We start from the raw sequence: 15657 nt of genomic DNA on the forward strand, positions 1-15657 counted from the left end.
TCAAGATGAAAAGGAGAGATAACAATGAAGAGGATTTCTTATATTGAAGACTTTGAGCAATGGGAAAGTGGTTTTTCGTTTTACAACCCTGTAAAGGTTCGTTTTGGTGAAGTAGATATGTTTGGACATGTAAATAATGTCGTTGCTTTTACTTATTTTGAAGAAGCTCGTATTGCGTTGTTTAAAGAACTTGGATTTATGCAAGAGTGGACACATGCATCATCAGAAACGATGATCGTTGTTGCGGATTTACAATGTAATTTTATTAAGCAAATATATTTTGATGAACAGCTGAAGGTGTATGTAAAGGCAGGATTGGTCGGGAATTCTTCTTTAGATTTACATTATATGGTGAAGAATGCAGAAGGAGAGATTTGTTTAGTAGGTCGCGGAATGATGGTTCAAGCTTCGAAAAAAACAGGAAGAGGCGAACCATGGCCTGAAGAATGGAAGAAGAAATTACTACAATAATAGAGTGAAAGAAAAATAAGAGAGCAATTTGCTCTCTTATTTTTTGTCTTCCATCGCTTCTTCTAATGTTAAGTGATGTTTATATAGGTATGTAGCGTATGGATTACCAACGTAGCGTAAGTGCCATGGTTCATAGGCATATTCTGTTGTATCTGTTTTATCTTCTAAGTAACGAATGACAAAGCCGAATTCATGAGCATGTTCCGCGACCCATTTTCCTTCTGCTGTCTCTCCGAAGATAGGCTCTAATTGAAATTTAGCTGATTTTGAACTAATATCCATTGCTAAACCCGTTTGGTGTTCACTTGTACCAGGAATTGCGCTTACCGAATTAGCTTCGGCTTTTCCTTGACGTCTAACGTATGTATCATGCAACGATTTTTGGCGTTTGTATGAACGATAACCAGATACAGCTGTAAGATCAAGCCCTTCTTTTTTCGCAGCTTTGAACATGTTTTCAAGTGCCTCGGCAGCATCTTTGCGCAGCAATGTTTTTTCTTTATCTTTTGGACTAATAAATGGTACATTTGGTCTCGTTAAGTCTTCAGGAATGTATCCATCTGGTAGTTTTCGATGTTTATTAATTAAGACAAGATTAGATTTTGGATTTGTTACAACTGAAAAGTCATTGTCTATTTTCTTTGCATTATGATCAGCTTTTGGAAAAGCAGGAATCTCTTCTTTTTTATGGTTATTATGCTTTTGACTTTCGACAGCTTTTGCTTCATTATGTAGTGGTGTTTTAGAACCAAAGTAAGCGAAAGATGTGATCCCGATTACAATAGTAGTGGCAGAAATAATTATTATCTTTTTCATGATGCCTTGTAATCACAGTCCCTTCTTCATAAAATGTGTATTGTTTTTTTATTATAAATCTAGTTTGTTGGAAAAGGAATATAAGAGTCATAACGTAATAGAAATGCAAAGAAAATGTCAGAAAATGTGTGAATTTGTAGTATTTTTTTATATAATTCATTTCTTATCTTTCATGATTTGCATTTTTTATGTAATATATATACATAAGAAGATGTAGCGATTATCGAGAATAAAGAACTTCTTGTATAGACTAGGAGTGAATGGGAATGGATTTTGCAACAATTATTGGACTTATTTTAGGATTTGTAGCAGTGGTAGTAGGGATGGTCGTCAAGGGCGCTGACATAACAGCCTTATTAAATCCTGCCGCAGCATTAATTATTTTTATTGGTACATTTGCTGCAGTATGTATTGCATTTCCGATGAATCAACTAAAAAGGGTTCCAAAACTATTTAAAGTTCTTTTTGGTTCAAATAAAAAGGATTTAAGTTATGAACAGTTGCTAGAATTATTTGTTCATTGGACATCTGAAAGTAGAAAATACGGTATTTTGTCTTTAGAGCAACAATTAGACAAAATTCAAGATGAATTTCTTTTGCGCGGTATGAAATTTGTGATTGATGGCGTATCCGCAGAAGATTTAGAGCAGATTTTGGAATCTGAATTAGAGGCAATTGAAGAAAGACATGCAAAGGGAGCTGCTATTTTTTCACAAGCTGGTACGTATGCACCGACATTAGGAGTTTTAGGTGCTGTTATCGGTCTTGTAGCTGCGCTTGGTAACTTAACTGATATTGAAAAGTTAGGTCATGCTATTTCTGGTGCGTTTATTGCAACGATTTTTGGTATTTTTTCAGGTTACGTATTATGGCATCCATTTGCAAATAAGTTAAAGCAAAAATCTTCAGCTGAAATTGAGAAAAAACGTTTAATCATTGATTGTTTATTAATGTTACAAGAAGGTACATATCCGTTTATTATGAAGAACCGCATTTTAGGTGCACTTTCTGCAACTGAGCGTAAAAAGCTAGAAAAAGGAGCAGAAAAAAATGCGGAGTAAGAAAAATAGAAGAGGCAAAAAGAAAAAACATGATGAGCATATCGATGAAACGTGGTTAATCCCATATTCTGATATGTTAACGTTGTTATTTGCATTGTTTATCGTTTTATTCGCAATGAGTAGTATAGATGCTGCGAAGTTTAAACAGATGGCAGTTGCTTTTCGAAGTGAATTAGCTGGGGGAACAGGTAACAAAGAATTTTTAAGTGATCAAAAGCCAAATGATGAAAAAGAATTATCAGCAAGTAGCCTTGAGGCAGAACAAGCAAAAAAACAAGAAGAAGCTAGAGCTAAAGAAAAAAAAGAGATGGATGAATTGAAAGCATTACAAAAAAAGATTGATCAATATATTAATGAAAAACAATTATCTTCTTCTTTTCAAACTAAATTAACTGAAAAGGGATTAATGGTGACAATATTAGAAAATATACTGTTTGATTCGGGGAAAGCAGATGTGAAATTAGAATCTTTAGGGATTGCAAAAGAGATGTCTAGCTTACTTGTTTCAGCGTCACCTCGTGAAATTACAGTATCGGGTCATACGGATAATGTCCCTATTGCCAATGCGCAGTTTGCGTCGAATTGGGAATTAAGTACGCAGCGGGCAGTTAATTTTATGCAAGTATTACTGCAAAATAAAGAATTACAACCAGAAAAATTTAGTGCGATTGGATACGGAGAATACCGTTCAATTGCTCCAAACGATACACAAGAAGGAAAGGCAAAGAATAGACGTGTGGAAGTATTTATCTTGCCTTTAACAGAGAAAGTAAAATAAAAGAGGATGGCGAATGCCATCCTCTTTTATTTTACATCAAATGATTTTAAGTTGTCGCGACGGATTTTATCTTTTTCTGCATCTGATTTTTTGAAATCATAATCATATAAAGCGCCTTCCCAATCGCCATACATTGGATTCGGGAAAATAATGAATTTCTCACCAAATTGTGCTTTTGAATCTGCTACTGTTTGGTTACGATCTTTTACAGATTTTCCATCAAAACCTGTGAAATCAGATAAGTTATCACCGAAGAATAAGACAATATCATGGGTTTGAGAAACGAGTTCACGGCGTTTTTCTTTTCCTTTTTCTTTCGGATCTTGTAGTAATATATGTTCTTTCGTTGCTTGAGGAGCACCTACACGCTCAAGATTTTTAATTGTCGCATCTAGTTGATTCGTTTTACGATTTGAGATGTAGTAAATATCTACACCTTTAGACTCTGTATATTTTAAGAAATCAATTGCGCCTGGAAGGGCTTCAGCTTCAGCTTTGTTAATCCAATCATCCCATTTGTAAGGATAGCCTTTGCCTGTTTTTACGCTCATTGCCTGATGAGGACTGTTATCTAAAACAGTTTCGTCTAAATCAAGCACGATAGCAGGTTTTTTCTCTGTCCCTTTTGCAAGAATTGCATCAAGCTTTAATTGACCAATGTTGTACCCTTGGTAGTAAAGTGCTTTCGTTTCACCGGCTGTTTGATACCATAAATCAGCCATTAATTGTTGTTCTGTTAATTTTACTTTCTCTTCTTTCGCCACTGTTTTCTCTGGTGTTCCTGAACATGCTACAAGTGATGTAGATAGAACCGCTACAGATAATAAAGTGGTAATGCCCCTCTTCATCTTCATATGTATCCTCCTTGATGTTAGAAAATCATTTTATATTATATATTAAAATATAATATTTTTATATGAACATTTGCATATTGTCTTTTGTATATATAGTAGTATGTCCTATATTAGAAAGATGAGCAAAATAATAATAGTTGTTTTGACAATTTTTATTGTCGTAATGACAATTATAATTGACAAAAAGAACTTTTTTATTTACAATTTTAACTAAATAGAGAAAATGATGGATTCATGACGATGTTTACATATAAGAGGATGAAGCGTGGTGCTATATTTTGTCTTGAATAAACATAGTCTTTGAAAGAGAGTACGAATGATACTAAAGGGGAGGCTTTATACTTGAGTTTACAAATTCAAAACTTAACGAAACAATTTGGGGAATCAAAAGCAGTTAAAGGTTTGCAAATTTCGTTACCAAAAGGTGAAGTACTAGGGTTACTTGGACGAAATGGTGCAGGGAAAACAACAACAATCAAAATGCTTCTCGGATTATTAACGCCTAATGAAGGTTCGATTACATGGGATGGAAAAGCATTTGGAAATAGTGGTGTAACAATTGGGTATTTACCAGAAGAAAGAGGTTTATATACAAAAAGTAGAGTAATAGATCAGCTGCGATATTTTGGTAGATTAGAAGGAATGTCGAAGAAAGAAGTGGATCACGCTATTGATCACTGGTTAGAGCGTTTAGCGATACCAGAATATAAATTTAAAACGGCTGGAGAGCTTTCAAAAGGGAATCAGCAAAAAATCCAATTAATTGCTGCTCTTCTTCATAATCCGGAACTTCTCATTCTAGATGAACCATTCAGCGGCCTTGATCCAGTTAATGCTGGGATGTTAGCTAGTATTATTGAAGAACAAGTACAGAGCGGAAAGACGATTATTTTATCAAGTCATCGTATGGAACAAGTAGAGGCTTTTTGCCAACATGTATGTATTTTGAAAAAAGGTGAAGCAGTCGTAAAAGGACAGCTAAGTGATATTAAGAAAGAATACGGTTTCCGTAATTTAACGATTGAAGATACAGTAGAGAATGAAAAGGGATTAGAAGCTATACATGTATCGTATGAAAAACAACAAGGCCTTCTTTATGTGAAAGTACAAGACGATGCGGAAGCTCTCAAGATTTTGCAACAGTTGCAAGAGCAAGGTGTTAGCTTACGACAATTCAAAATGTTAGAGCCGACGTTAAACGAAATCTTTGTAGAGAGGGCGAAATAACGATGCGTAAATTTTCTCACGTATTTTCATTTTATTTTAGGGAAGCGTTTTTATCTAAGAAATCATTAATTACGAGTGCGATTTTATTTTTAGTTGTGTTTGGGATTTTTGCATTTAATCATTTTACTTCAGGCGATGATAAAAATAAGGATAAAGATAAAATTGCAGTTGTAGTAGAGAGTTCCACATATAAAGTACAAAAAGATGAGCTAAATAAGCTATTGCCATCAGCAAAAATAACAATTGGTTCAAAGGATGATTTTGATAAACTGCATAAGCAAGTAGAAGAAGGCGATTTAGATGGTCTATTCCATGTGACGGAAAAGGGTGGGGCTCCATCGATTACATATATGTATAATGGATTTCCAAGCCAAGCAACTTCTGCAATTATGGCAGGATATTTAAAGCAACAATATACGATGGTAACGATTGCCAAAAATAATGTTTCACCAGAAATTGCACAGCAATTACAAACAGAAATTCAAGTGAAGCAAGAAGCGATAAAAGATCGTACATCTTCTTTCGGAATTGCCTATTTCTTTACATTTGCTTTATATATGTTTATTGTAGCGTTCGGAAATACAATCGCAATGAATATTGCATCTGAAAAGGCGTCACGTGTAATGGAAGTAATGCTTCCGAAAGTGAAGCCTCTTACGATGATGTATGCGAAAATTTTAGCGGTTGTTTCAACGGCGTTATTGCAACTTGTCGTATTGGCGTGTGGTTATCTTATTCCATATTTGTTAGGTTGGGTCGATTTAGAAAGTGCCTCACTATTTGGTATTCCAATTGACTTTACAAAATTAGATGCAAAAGTTATCAGCATGTTTCTTGTTTATTTCATTACGGGATATTTACTTTATGCGATGATGTATGCTGCTGCTGGAGCTGTCGTATCTAAGACGGAGGATTTACAAGCTGTATCTTTCCCGGTAATGATTTTAATTATGGCTGCATTCTTTATTAGTATTAAATCATTAAGTGATCCGAATAGTACTATCGTTGTTGTAAGTTCTTACGTTCCATTTTTTACACCGATGGTTACCTTCTCACGTATTGTAGCTGGTGAAGCAGGTATGCTAGAAATTACGATAACATTAGCAGTCTTATTGGCGACAATTGCAGTATTAAATGCTGTTACAAGCCGCATTTACGTAAACGGCGTAATGAATTACTCAGATAAAGTGAAATTTAAAGATTTAGCGAAATTTATAAAGCGTCAATAATGAGAGAAAAGCATGATTTCCTATTGAAATCATGCTTTTTCTTTATGTATAAATTAAAAATAGTATATAATAATAAGAGTCGTCTTTTAATAGAATGAATAAAAAGGAGGGTGTGCAGATGGGGATTAGTAGTCGTTTTACAGTAGGTGTTCATATGCTGACATTACTTGCGATAGATCGAAACTCTCGCTGTACCTCTGAATGGATTGCCGGTAGTGTGAATACAAATCCAGTTGTGATTCGTCGCATTACAGGAATGTTGAAGAGAGCAGGACTTGTTGATGTACAAGCTGGTAAAGGTGGTACGACACTTGCTCGAGATTTAGAAGAAATTACATTACTTGATGTATATAAAGCAGTGGAAGTTGTAGAAGAAGGACAACTATTTTCCTTCCATGAAAATCCCAACATTGAATGTCCAGTAGGAGCTAATATTCAATCAGTATTAGAAATTATTTTAATGCAAGCGCAAGAAGCGATGGAAAACGTACTTGCAAATGTAACGGTAGATCAATTAGTTACAAATTTAAAGTCTAAAATGAAAGAATAAAAAAAGCGAGCTTCCTCATAATGAGGGCTCGCATTTTTTTATTCAGAAATATTGAAAATTCTATTTTTCAGTATTTAAAATGAATTTACCTACGATAGCTGCGAAGATACCACCAAGAATTGGTGCTACGATGAATACCCATAGTTGAGAAAGTGCTTCTCCACCAACAAATAAAGCTGGTGCGATACTACGAGCTGGGTTAACAGATGTTCCAGTTAACGGAATTCCTAATAAGTGAATTAAAACTAATGTGAAACCAATTACTAGTCCAGCTAAAGAAGAACTTCCTTTTTTACCTGTTACAGCAACGATAACTAAAATAAATACGAAAGTTAAAATGAACTCAACTAAAAATGCTCCAGATAAACCAAGAGTTCCGAAACCATTTTGTCCTAAATTATCTAAAGGTGTTTTAGCAGATTTTAAAATTGTTACTAACGTTGCAGTTCCTAATAAACCACCTAAAATTTGAGCTAATACATAATAACAAAGTTCCATAGCGTTCATTCGTTTGTTGATGAACATAGCTACTGATACTGCTGGGTTAATGTGACATCCAGAAATTGTTCCGATGCTATATGCCATAGCTACAATAGATAAGCCGAAAGCCATAGCGATTCCTAATGTTCCAATTCCTTCAATTCCGCCGCCAGTGACAGCTACTCCAGTTCCGAATAATACAAGTACAAATGTACCAATAAATTCAGCGATTGCTTTTTTTAACATAATTTACCTCCTATTAATGCGCATGAAACGTATTATAACATAAGTTTTAGTATAAACAGCCAATGAAATACTATTCTGATAAGGCGAAATAGGGGGACAATAAAAAAGAGTATGGTTCATCTCTATAGAACCATACCCTTTTTTTATGCCGATTTTTTCTGTTTAACGACTGGAACAGAACGGTTTAAAATACTATTTGCAACCATTCCTAACATGATAATAATCATTCCGATGAGAGAAAGTCCTCCAGGGAGTGAACCATTTAAGAAAATGATTTCTCCAAGTACGGTAAAGACCATCGTTCCAGCTTGTGTTGCTTCAACAGCTCCAAGTAGAGCGAGGTTATCTTTTGCTAAGTCAGTAGCAAAGAAAAATGTCATCGTTGCAATAACGCCGGAACATAATGCTAACAAAAATCCTTGAAGCATTTGGTTGGATGTTGGAATGCCAGTAGTAGAAAATCCGTATATACCAAGCAAGATTGTTATAGGAAGACTTCCAATTGCCATTCCTAATACACGTTGGAACGTATCAAGGCGTCCACCAACAAGCTCCATCATTTTTCGGTTACCGAACGGATATAAGAAAGCGGCTAATACGACAGGTAAAAAACCTGAAATGAACTGAGTCATTGTAATATGGCCTGCGGCAGTTGCTTGCATACAAATTACACCAAGTAAAATAAATAATGCAACATATAAGCTACGAAGTGGAATTTTTCCGCGTACAAGTTTCGTACCTGATTTTGTTTCTATTTTCACGAAAAATAGTGGTGATAGTAGTAAACCAGCTAAAATCGTAACTTGCCAAGTTCCAGCAACGAGCCAAGCTGGAGAAAAGGCAGCTGAGAAACTTAATAAAGAATAAAAACCAATACCGGCAACAGAACCCCATCCGATCCATGCCAATGGATGTTTTTTTAACTCTTCCCATAATCCCCTAAAGTTTTTGCGAAATAAAACGATAAGGAATAAAATAGGAAGAGCAAATAAAAAACGGAAGGAAGCTGTCCAAGCCCAGCTCGTTCCAGATACATTCATTGCTCTATTAATAATAAAGGTTGCAGAAAAAAAGGCCGATGATAAAAGACCTAATAAAATTGCGCGCATGAAGTATAGCACTCCTTTCGAAAATAAATAATTATGTATAGTATGATATACTTTTAATTGTTAAAAGTAAACTATTTTATACTTTGAGGTGGTTTTATATATGAAAGAAAATGAAGATATGCAAACGAAAGAAGTCATTCAACAAGTTGGACAGTTATTGAGACAAATTCGAAATGAACAGAAATTAAGTTTAGAAGAATTAGCCCATAAAACAGGAGTTAGTAAATTAACATTAGGAAAGATAGAAAGAGGGGAAACAAATCCGACACTAGCTGTCATTTGGAAAATAACGAAAGGGTTATCAATTCCTTTATCCAGATTAATGGTTGCTGGAGAACCTGTAGCTGTTGCGCGCTGTGGAGAAGGATTTGCAGTAGATGAAGGACAAGCGTGGCATTTAGAAACGATGTTCCGTTATACGAAAGAAACAGGGATGGAAATGCACCGTGCTTGTTTACGATCAAATAGTATATATGAGCCAGAAGCTCATCATGAAGGTGCGATTGAGCTTGTAACGGTAATGAAAGGGAAAATGTCTATTCAAGTGGAGAATGATGTATACGAATTAAATGAGTTTGATTCCATTCAATTTGAAGCGAATAAGAAGCATATTTATAAAAATGAAGAAGAAGAAGTGGCGGTATTACATTTAACGATGAAATATTCTTCATGAAAAAATCACCTATAGGATTCTATAGGTGATTTGCTCTTCTTAAGTATGTGAAATGATGCCATTAGTACGAACGTGGCATAAGTAATAAACAAATGAAATAAACTAAAAATCCTGTCCCAAAACATAAAACAGCAATAACCCAAATGATACGAATAAGAGTAGAGCTAATATCAAAATATTCTCCTAAACCACCACATATACCAAATAGCATTTTATCAGTTTCGGATTTACATAACCTTTTTGACATATTCCAATCAACTCCTTTTTATATCAAACTGCATACTTTTATTCTATATGGAAATTTATGAGAAGACTATGGGGTTGTATTACATTTTTTTGTGAGAAGCGATCGTATTAATTGTCTTAATTTTCAGTGGATATTAAACTTGTAGTTATGAGGTGATTTTTAATAAAGGGTGGGGAAATAGAGATGACAGTATATTGGTTGACTAACGTAATGCTTGAATCAGGATATACATATGAAGAAGAGAGAATTTCACAAACAGAAACAGAATTATGCAGTTTACTTATTGAAGATGGTCGAATTAAAAAAATTATAAAAGGGATTGTTCAAGAGGAAGATATAGTAACTTTTGATGCTAAGAACTTATTAATGTTGCCAGCTTTCAAAGAGATGCACATTCACATTGATAAAACATATTATAGTGGCCCATGGAAAGCTTGTATGCCAGCAGAAAGTATTTTTACACGTTTTAATGAAGAAGAAAAAATTTTACCAAAGCAATTAGCGACTGCTCAAAATAGAGCGGAAAATATGCTAGAGTTACTACTGCAAAATGGTGCAACGAATATTAGAACGCATTGTAATGTTGATCCAATTATTGGGCTTGGTAATTTGGAGGCGACGTTAGCGGCATTAGAAACATATAAAAATCGAGTATCTAGTAGAATTGTTGCGTTTCCGCAACATGGATTATTGCGCAGTAATTCTGTGCAACTCGTGAAAGATGCGATGCGTATGGGTGCCAATCTAGTCGGAGGAGTAGATCCAGCTACAGTGGATAATGACATTGAAAAGTCATTACATACAATTATGGATATCGCAGTCGAATTTAATGCGGATGTTGATATTCATTTGCACGATGCGAATAATCTTGGAACGTTTACGATGAAGAGATTGGCAAGTTTAACAGAAGAAGCAGGATGGCAAGGCCGTGTAACGATTAGTCATGCACTTGGACTTGGTGGTGTTACTGATAAAGAGGCTGAAGAAGTGGCAGAAAGACTCGCAAATGTAAATATTGATATTACTTCAACAGTGCCAATTGGTAAACAAGTAATCCCAATTCCGTTATTAGATAAAAAAGGTGTTAAGGTTTCATTAGGCAATGATAGCATTACAGATCATTGGTCACCGTTTGGAACAGGTGATATGCTTCAAAAGGCGAATCGATTAGCAGAGCGTTTTGGGTGGAGTGACGAAAGGTCTTTAGGAAAAGCACTCCGCTTTATTACAGGAGGAAAAGAAACGTTAAATAAGGAAGGGAAGCGAGTATGGCCGAATGTAGGGGATGAAGCGAGCTTTGTTTTGACGAATGCGACATGCGCTGCTGAAGCAGTAGCGCGTCAAACAGAAAAACGTTTAGTCGTGTATAAAGGAAATATTGTTGTTGGAAGTTTAAATGAGGTGGAATTAAATAATCTTGTGTAGAAGAATCGTTTAAATATTTTGAGGAGGGTTCTAATGGTGAGGATAGAACTCTTCTTTTTTATTCTTACAATATATTTTTATAGGAAAGCTAGAAGGGATGAAAAAATTGGACAATCAACATAACCAAAATCATATTATGGGAACTTTACAATGGTTTATATTTTTATTAGCAAATTCAATCGCACTACCAATTGTCGTTGGCGGATTATTTCATCTTACGACGGAAGAAATATTTTATTTAATGCAGCGTACGTTTTTTGTAGTTGGTATATCTTCTTTTTTACAAGGATGGCTTGGGCATAGACTACCAATTGCGGATGGGCCGGCTGGATCTTGGGTTGGTGTATTTACCGTACTTGCTTATGCAACGGCCGGACAAGATCAATTACATAGTACACTGCAAATTTTAGAATTAGGAATGATAATCTCCGGTATTATTTTTATAGGATTAGGAGTAACTGGTTTTATAGGACGTATTTTATTTTTATTTACGCCGCTTGTGACAGGGACGTTTTTACTTTTATTATGTTTACAATTAAGTGGTGTGTTTTTAAAAGGAATGTTAGGAATTACAGCTACTATTTCTCAAATCGACGGATTTACAGCAATGATCGCGTTTAGTATATTTCTGTTCGTTATTATACTATCTAATTTTGGAAAAGGCTTTGTCAAAAGTTATGCAGTTTTAATAGGATTAATTAGTGGGTGGATTATTTTTCTCATTGCAGGAAAAGTGACAATCCCATCTCAAGTAACTCATTTTGTGCAACTTCCACATATATTTGCTTGGGGGCTTCCAAAATGGAATACAGGTATGGCTGTATCAAGTTTTGTTATGGTATGTATTTTAGTTTCGAATACGGTGGCAGCTATTATAGCAATTAATCAAGCAACTATTCATAAAGCGACTATTGAACAAAAACAGTTGAAAGATGGAACATGGGTTGGGGGGATTTCGCATATCATCTCTTCTGTATTTTCAACTGTAGGTGTCGTTCCGTTACCAGCAACGGCAGGATTTATACGTTTAACAAAACAAAAATATATCCGATCGTTCTTAATGGCATGTGCGTTACTAGTCGTAATGTCTCTTTTTCCAAGTATTATTCGTTACTTAGCATCTTTACCATCAGCTGTCGCATCGGCTGTTTTAATGGCTTCGTTCGTACAGTTAATTGGAATTGGATTTAATAATATAAAACAAGTGCCGATGAGTGAAAGGAATGTAACGATTTTAGGCGTTGCAGTATTATTTGGCAGCGGCGTTATGTTTTTACCGTCTGGAGCACTCCAATCCTTGCCGTCTGTTATGCAATATATATTCGGTAATGGCTTATTTGTAGGTACGGTTGTAAGTATATTGCTAGAACAAATATGGCGCGTTGGAAAGTAAGTGGATAAAAAGAGTGTACGCACTGTATAAAAGTCTAAAATAACATAGGAAATAAAGCCCATTTTCATTCACCACCTGCACATTTCGTTCATACAATATCTTGACTAAATAAACACCCAACTTACACATACACAGCTCTGGCTTAAGCAAGGAGGGTTATACCAGTTGAAGGAAAAAGCGTATCAATCTAAACCTTTACTCACAAAGAGAGAGAGAGAAGTATTTGAATTGCTGGTTCAAGATAAAACAACGAAGGAAATTGCAGGTGAACTTTTTATAAGTGAAAAGACAGTTCGCAACCACATCTCAAACGCAATGCAAAAGCTAGGGGTTAAAGGACGTTCACAAGCAGTTGTGGAGCTTCTTCGTATGGGAGAGCTCGAATTATAAGAAAGCAGCCGACTTTTATATAAAAGTCGGCTATTTTTTTGTTTGCTTCACTTGCTATATGAATGATAAAAACGTTTCATACATAAATAGGTAATAAGGAGGGGATATGTTGAAAAGGATACTGTTAGTTTCAACAAGTGCTCATGATATGAATGGACACCCGACTGGTTTGTGGCTTGAAGAGCTCGCAGCTCCTTATCATGTATTAAAAAAGGCTAAGTTTGATGTTGATATTGTGTCAATAAAAGGCGGGAGAGTACCTATAGATAGAGTGTCTATTCCGAATGGTATACCTCGCGAATTCAAGCATGTAGCTTCTTTATTGCAAAATACGAAGCCGATTTCAAATGTTCATTTTTCGGATTATGATGCGGTTTTATTTGGTGGTGGGCACGGGGCGATTGTAGATTTTCCAGGTAATCCATATGTAGCAAATTTGATTGAGAATATGTATAACAATAACCGGATTGTAGCGGCTGTTTGTCACGGAGTAAGCTCTTTAGTCGGTGTGAAAAATAAGGATGGCTCGTTTTTTGTTGCGGGTAAGCGTATAACAGGTTATACAAACGATGAAGAAAGAGCTGTACATTTAGAAAAGCGCGTTCCGTTTTTGCTAGAAAGTAAGTTGAAAGAAGAAGGAGCTTTGTTTTATGTAGCCCCCAATTTTACGCCGCATGTAGTAGTAGATGGTCATTTAATTACAGGACAAAATCCACAGTCTAGCGTGGAAATAGGTAAGGCTATAAAAAGGGCTGTAAATAAATTATAGAAAAAGTACCCGCTACTAACAAAGGTAGTGGGTATTTTTATCCCTCTATTTGCCGGGCAGTAGGACCCCCGATTGGTGAGAGCTAATAATCAGTGGGGATGAACGCCCCCCCACTGATTAAAGTTTCACTGTATTCTAAAATTCCCGCCTCGAAATTGGTTTGTAACCGTCCAGTTGGTAATAATTGATTATAGTTTTTTATGTATAGTATATGAAAATGTAATAAACTAAAAAGGCATAGTGAGTATAATAACTTCATTTATAATCATTCGTGAATTTGCTATACTATTTTGTATGGACAAAAGGGGAGGCTCTTTTAAATGAGAAAAGTCGCATGTGCAAATACTTATATTAATAAAATAAAGCCCATTATTAGAAAGACAAGTTTTAGCCAATTGAAAATAGATGAAATTGCGAAATATATGGATATTAGTAAAGCTACTTTATATAAACGTTTTTCTTCGAAAGATGAAATTATTGAGGCGGTAGTAGAGGATTTCATGAACTATCTACTCGAAGGTGATGCGGATAATCAAGATGAAAGTATGTCATTTACAGAACGTTTCCAAAAGACGTTTATCCATTCTTTAAAATGTGTGACATATATTTCGGATGTTTTTTTGCAAGATTTGAAAGAAGCATATCCGCATTTGTCGGATCAATTAGTCGCTGCCCAACAAAATCGTAACCATAATTTGCAAATGTTTTTTGAAGCGGGTATGGAACAAGGTTATTTTAATAAAATGAATGCACAATTATTTATGGTACAAGATGATGTGATGTTAAGACGTATTATAGATCATTCTTTTTGTATTCAGTACGATATTACGTTAAAGAAAGCGATACTTGATTTTTATCAATTAAAGAAGTATCAACTTTTTAAACCAGAGTATATAGAAGCAATTGATGATTCTGAAATTGAAAAAGAAGTTATTGCTATTTTGCAAATGATTTCGTAAAAAAGCAGATCTCCCTTAATAGAGGAGAATCTGCTTTTTTAGTACATATTATTTTTGCAACTGTTTTAATACTAATTCGGCTACTAGACCACCTGAAGCTGGGTTTTGACCAGTGATAACACGATTATCTTCTAGAGCATAAGCTTCCCACGGTTGCGCGGCTTTTTCGTAAAGTCCTCCATTTTTAATGAGTTTATCTTCTGTTAAAAATGGAACGAATTGATCTAATTCAGCTAATTTTTCTTCTTCATTTGAAAAGCCTGTTACCTTCTTACCGCTAATTAAACGATCCCCATTGCTTAATGTAATATGAAATAAACCAGCAGCTCCATGACAAACCGAAGAAACAATTCCGCCGTTTTCATAAATATTGCGGCTAATATTTTGAAGTTCTTTATTTTCTGGGAAGTCCCAAATAACCCCGTGGCCACCTGCGTAATAAATAACAGCGTAGTCTTCTGGATTCACTTCACTTGGTTTCATTGTAGAACCGAGGCGATTCATAAACTCTTTCTTTTGATACCATTCCCAATCGATACTCTCCGCCATTGCTAAACTATGTGGATCAATTGGTGTATAACCGCCTTGTGGACTGACGTAATCAACTTCGTAACCCGCTTCTTCTACTTTTTTTACGAAATGTACAGCTTCACCAAGCCAAAGTCCGGTAGCCCTATTTAAATTTGGGTATTTTTCTACGCTTGTTAATACAACTAACATTTTTCTCTTCATCATAATCCTCCTATAATGTCTCTTTTATATAAAAGTTCTGTATGCGTTTCATTTTATTAAGTTAAAAAATGTAAATTTGAATAATCATGCCAGTCCTCCTTATATCGGCTTCGAAATTAGTGTATAATAACTTTTGAACAAAGTAAACTAAAAAGACTTAATTAGTTTACTTTGTATATTTTTCGTTGACAAACTGTAATGCTGAAACTATGATAGTTCCATGAATATCGAACAACATACGTGTTTCG

18 protein-coding genes are annotated in these 15657 nt (G+C 35.1%); 12 read left to right on the top strand and 6 right to left on the bottom strand.

The features are described 5' to 3' along the window. Nucleotides 1–24 precede the first annotated feature (24 nt). The gene (locus ACTFRM_RS15065) at nt 25–471 is read left to right on the top strand and encodes an acyl-CoA thioesterase (protein WP_000822731.1); all 447 of its coding nucleotides are present in this window, start codon (nt 25–27) and stop codon (nt 469–471) included. A 36-nt stretch (nt 472–507) separates the two neighbouring features. On the opposite strand, the gene ACTFRM_RS15070 is transcribed toward ACTFRM_RS15065, so the two are convergent. Continuing rightward, the gene (locus ACTFRM_RS15070) at nt 508–1287 is read right to left on the bottom strand and encodes a M15 family metallopeptidase (RefSeq protein ID WP_000720201.1); all 780 of its coding nucleotides are present in this window, start codon (nt 1285–1287) and stop codon (nt 508–510) included. A 266-nt stretch (nt 1288–1553) separates the two neighbouring features. On the opposite strand from ACTFRM_RS15070, the gene motA reads away from it, so the two are divergent. Then, entirely contained in the window at nt 1554–2348 is a 795-nt protein-coding gene (gene motA, locus ACTFRM_RS15075; protein WP_000344853.1) for a flagellar motor stator protein MotA, read from the top strand. Continuing rightward, nucleotides 2338–3126, top strand: coding sequence for a flagellar motor protein MotB (gene motB / locus ACTFRM_RS15080; RefSeq protein ID WP_001256734.1), 789 nt, complete (start codon nt 2338–2340; stop codon nt 3124–3126). The genes motA and motB overlap by 11 nt, the downstream gene beginning before the upstream one ends. A gap of 26 nt (nt 3127–3152) precedes the next feature. On the opposite strand, the gene ACTFRM_RS15085 is transcribed toward motB, so the two are convergent. After that, entirely contained in the window at nt 3153–3980 is an 828-nt protein-coding gene (locus ACTFRM_RS15085) for a 5'-nucleotidase, lipoprotein e(P4) family (RefSeq protein ID WP_000782767.1), read from the bottom strand. A gap of 342 nt (nt 3981–4322) precedes the next feature. On the opposite strand from ACTFRM_RS15085, the gene ACTFRM_RS15090 reads away from it, so the two are divergent. From ACTFRM_RS15090 to ACTFRM_RS15100, 3 genes are all read left to right on the top strand, one after another. Further along, the gene (locus ACTFRM_RS15090) at nt 4323–5207 is read left to right on the top strand and encodes an ABC transporter ATP-binding protein (RefSeq protein ID WP_059303423.1); all 885 of its coding nucleotides are present in this window, start codon (nt 4323–4325) and stop codon (nt 5205–5207) included. Nucleotides 5208–5209: 2 nt separating this feature from the next. Then, on the top strand, nt 5210–6436 hold the full coding sequence (locus ACTFRM_RS15095; protein WP_001224982.1) for an ABC transporter permease: 1227 nt from the start codon (nt 5210–5212) through the stop codon (nt 6434–6436). 118 nt (nt 6437–6554) lie between these two features. Continuing rightward, nucleotides 6555–6986 carry an Rrf2 family transcriptional regulator gene (locus ACTFRM_RS15100; protein WP_000512998.1) on the top strand — a complete coding sequence of 144 codons (432 nt, stop codon included), beginning with the start codon at nt 6555–6557 and terminating at the stop codon, nt 6984–6986. 60 nt (nt 6987–7046) lie between these two features. On the opposite strand, the gene ACTFRM_RS15105 is transcribed toward ACTFRM_RS15100, so the two are convergent. Then, nucleotides 7047–7712, bottom strand: a complete 666-nt coding sequence (locus ACTFRM_RS15105) for an aquaporin (RefSeq protein WP_000913213.1) — start codon at nt 7710–7712, stop codon at nt 7047–7049. Nucleotides 7713–7855: 143 nt separating this feature from the next. Next, nucleotides 7856–8821 (bottom strand): DMT family transporter, encoded by a 966-nt coding sequence (locus ACTFRM_RS15110; RefSeq protein WP_078386211.1) that lies wholly within the window; start codon nt 8819–8821, stop codon nt 7856–7858. 100 nt (nt 8822–8921) lie between these two features. Between ACTFRM_RS15110 and ACTFRM_RS15115 the strand changes: the two genes are divergently transcribed. Beyond that, the gene (locus ACTFRM_RS15115; protein ID WP_322372364.1) at nt 8922–9494 is read left to right on the top strand and encodes a helix-turn-helix domain-containing protein; all 573 of its coding nucleotides are present in this window, start codon (nt 8922–8924) and stop codon (nt 9492–9494) included. 61 nt (nt 9495–9555) lie between these two features. Here the strand turns inward: ACTFRM_RS15115 and ACTFRM_RS15120 are convergent, their stop codons facing one another. Further along, complete coding sequence (locus ACTFRM_RS15120; protein WP_000044334.1) at nt 9556–9741, bottom strand: PspC domain-containing protein; 186 nt, start codon at nt 9739–9741, stop codon at nt 9556–9558. Nucleotides 9742–9924: 183 nt separating this feature from the next. On the opposite strand from ACTFRM_RS15120, the gene ACTFRM_RS15125 reads away from it, so the two are divergent. The 5 genes from ACTFRM_RS15125 to ACTFRM_RS15145 all read left to right on the top strand — a co-directional run bounded on the left by ACTFRM_RS15125 (nt 9925) and on the right by ACTFRM_RS15145 (nt 14677). Further along, entirely contained in the window at nt 9925–11166 is a 1242-nt protein-coding gene (locus ACTFRM_RS15125) for an amidohydrolase family protein (protein WP_000219567.1), read from the top strand. Nucleotides 11167–11263: 97 nt separating this feature from the next. After that, nucleotides 11264–12559 (top strand): purine/pyrimidine permease, encoded by a 1296-nt coding sequence (locus ACTFRM_RS15130; RefSeq protein ID WP_322372365.1) that lies wholly within the window; start codon nt 11264–11266, stop codon nt 12557–12559. 165 nt (nt 12560–12724) lie between these two features. Continuing rightward, the gene (gerE, locus tag ACTFRM_RS15135; RefSeq protein WP_000659484.1) at nt 12725–12949 is read left to right on the top strand and encodes a spore germination transcription factor GerE; all 225 of its coding nucleotides are present in this window, start codon (nt 12725–12727) and stop codon (nt 12947–12949) included. Nucleotides 12950–13055: 106 nt separating this feature from the next. Next, on the top strand, nt 13056–13718 hold the full coding sequence (locus ACTFRM_RS15140; protein ID WP_000919607.1) for a type 1 glutamine amidotransferase domain-containing protein: 663 nt from the start codon (nt 13056–13058) through the stop codon (nt 13716–13718). Between the two features lie 320 nt (nt 13719–14038). After that, entirely contained in the window at nt 14039–14677 is a 639-nt protein-coding gene (locus ACTFRM_RS15145; RefSeq protein ID WP_001233006.1) for a TetR/AcrR family transcriptional regulator, read from the top strand. Nucleotides 14678–14725: 48 nt separating this feature from the next. On the opposite strand, the gene ACTFRM_RS15150 is transcribed toward ACTFRM_RS15145, so the two are convergent. Beyond that, nucleotides 14726–15409 carry a type 1 glutamine amidotransferase domain-containing protein gene (locus ACTFRM_RS15150; RefSeq protein WP_000823849.1) on the bottom strand — a complete coding sequence of 228 codons (684 nt, stop codon included), beginning with the start codon at nt 15407–15409 and terminating at the stop codon, nt 14726–14728. Nucleotides 15410–15657 lie beyond the last annotated feature (248 nt).

It is taken from the genome of Bacillus cereus group sp. MYBK227-1, assembly GCF_051916325.1.
Classification (GTDB): Bacteria; Bacillota; Bacilli; order Bacillales; family Bacillaceae_G; genus Bacillus_A; species Bacillus_A cereus.

What these genes read in the sequence shown, in the direction of transcription:
- ACTFRM_RS15065 (WP_000822731.1), top strand. Translation starts at nt 25, where the DNA reads ATGAAGAGGATTTCTTATATTGAAGACTTTGAGCAATGGGAAAGTGGT.
- ACTFRM_RS15070 (WP_000720201.1), bottom strand. Translation starts at nt 1,287, where the DNA reads ATGAAAAAGATAATAATTATTTCTGCCACTACTATTGTAATCGGGATC.
- motA (WP_000344853.1), top strand. Translation starts at nt 1,554, where the DNA reads ATGGATTTTGCAACAATTATTGGACTTATTTTAGGATTTGTAGCAGTG.
- motB (WP_001256734.1), top strand. Translation starts at nt 2,338, where the DNA reads ATGCGGAGTAAGAAAAATAGAAGAGGCAAAAAGAAAAAACATGATGAG.
- ACTFRM_RS15085 (WP_000782767.1), bottom strand. Translation starts at nt 3,980, where the DNA reads ATGAAGATGAAGAGGGGCATTACCACTTTATTATCTGTAGCGGTTCTA.
- ACTFRM_RS15095 (WP_001224982.1), top strand. Translation starts at nt 5,210, where the DNA reads ATGCGTAAATTTTCTCACGTATTTTCATTTTATTTTAGGGAAGCGTTT.
- ACTFRM_RS15100 (WP_000512998.1), top strand. Translation starts at nt 6,555, where the DNA reads ATGGGGATTAGTAGTCGTTTTACAGTAGGTGTTCATATGCTGACATTA.
- ACTFRM_RS15105 (WP_000913213.1), bottom strand. Translation starts at nt 7,712, where the DNA reads ATGTTAAAAAAAGCAATCGCTGAATTTATTGGTACATTTGTACTTGTA.
- ACTFRM_RS15110 (WP_078386211.1), bottom strand. Translation starts at nt 8,821, where the DNA reads ATGCGCGCAATTTTATTAGGTCTTTTATCATCGGCCTTTTTTTCTGCA.
- ACTFRM_RS15115 (WP_322372364.1), top strand. Translation starts at nt 8,922, where the DNA reads ATGAAAGAAAATGAAGATATGCAAACGAAAGAAGTCATTCAACAAGTT.
- ACTFRM_RS15120 (WP_000044334.1), bottom strand. Translation starts at nt 9,741, where the DNA reads ATGTCAAAAAGGTTATGTAAATCCGAAACTGATAAAATGCTATTTGGT.
- ACTFRM_RS15125 (WP_000219567.1), top strand. Translation starts at nt 9,925, where the DNA reads ATGACAGTATATTGGTTGACTAACGTAATGCTTGAATCAGGATATACA.
- ACTFRM_RS15130 (WP_322372365.1), top strand. Translation starts at nt 11,264, where the DNA reads ATGAAAAAATTGGACAATCAACATAACCAAAATCATATTATGGGAACT.
- ACTFRM_RS15140 (WP_000919607.1), top strand. Translation starts at nt 13,056, where the DNA reads ATGTTGAAAAGGATACTGTTAGTTTCAACAAGTGCTCATGATATGAAT.
- ACTFRM_RS15145 (WP_001233006.1), top strand. Translation starts at nt 14,039, where the DNA reads ATGAGAAAAGTCGCATGTGCAAATACTTATATTAATAAAATAAAGCCC.
- ACTFRM_RS15150 (WP_000823849.1), bottom strand. Translation starts at nt 15,409, where the DNA reads ATGAAGAGAAAAATGTTAGTTGTATTAACAAGCGTAGAAAAATACCCA.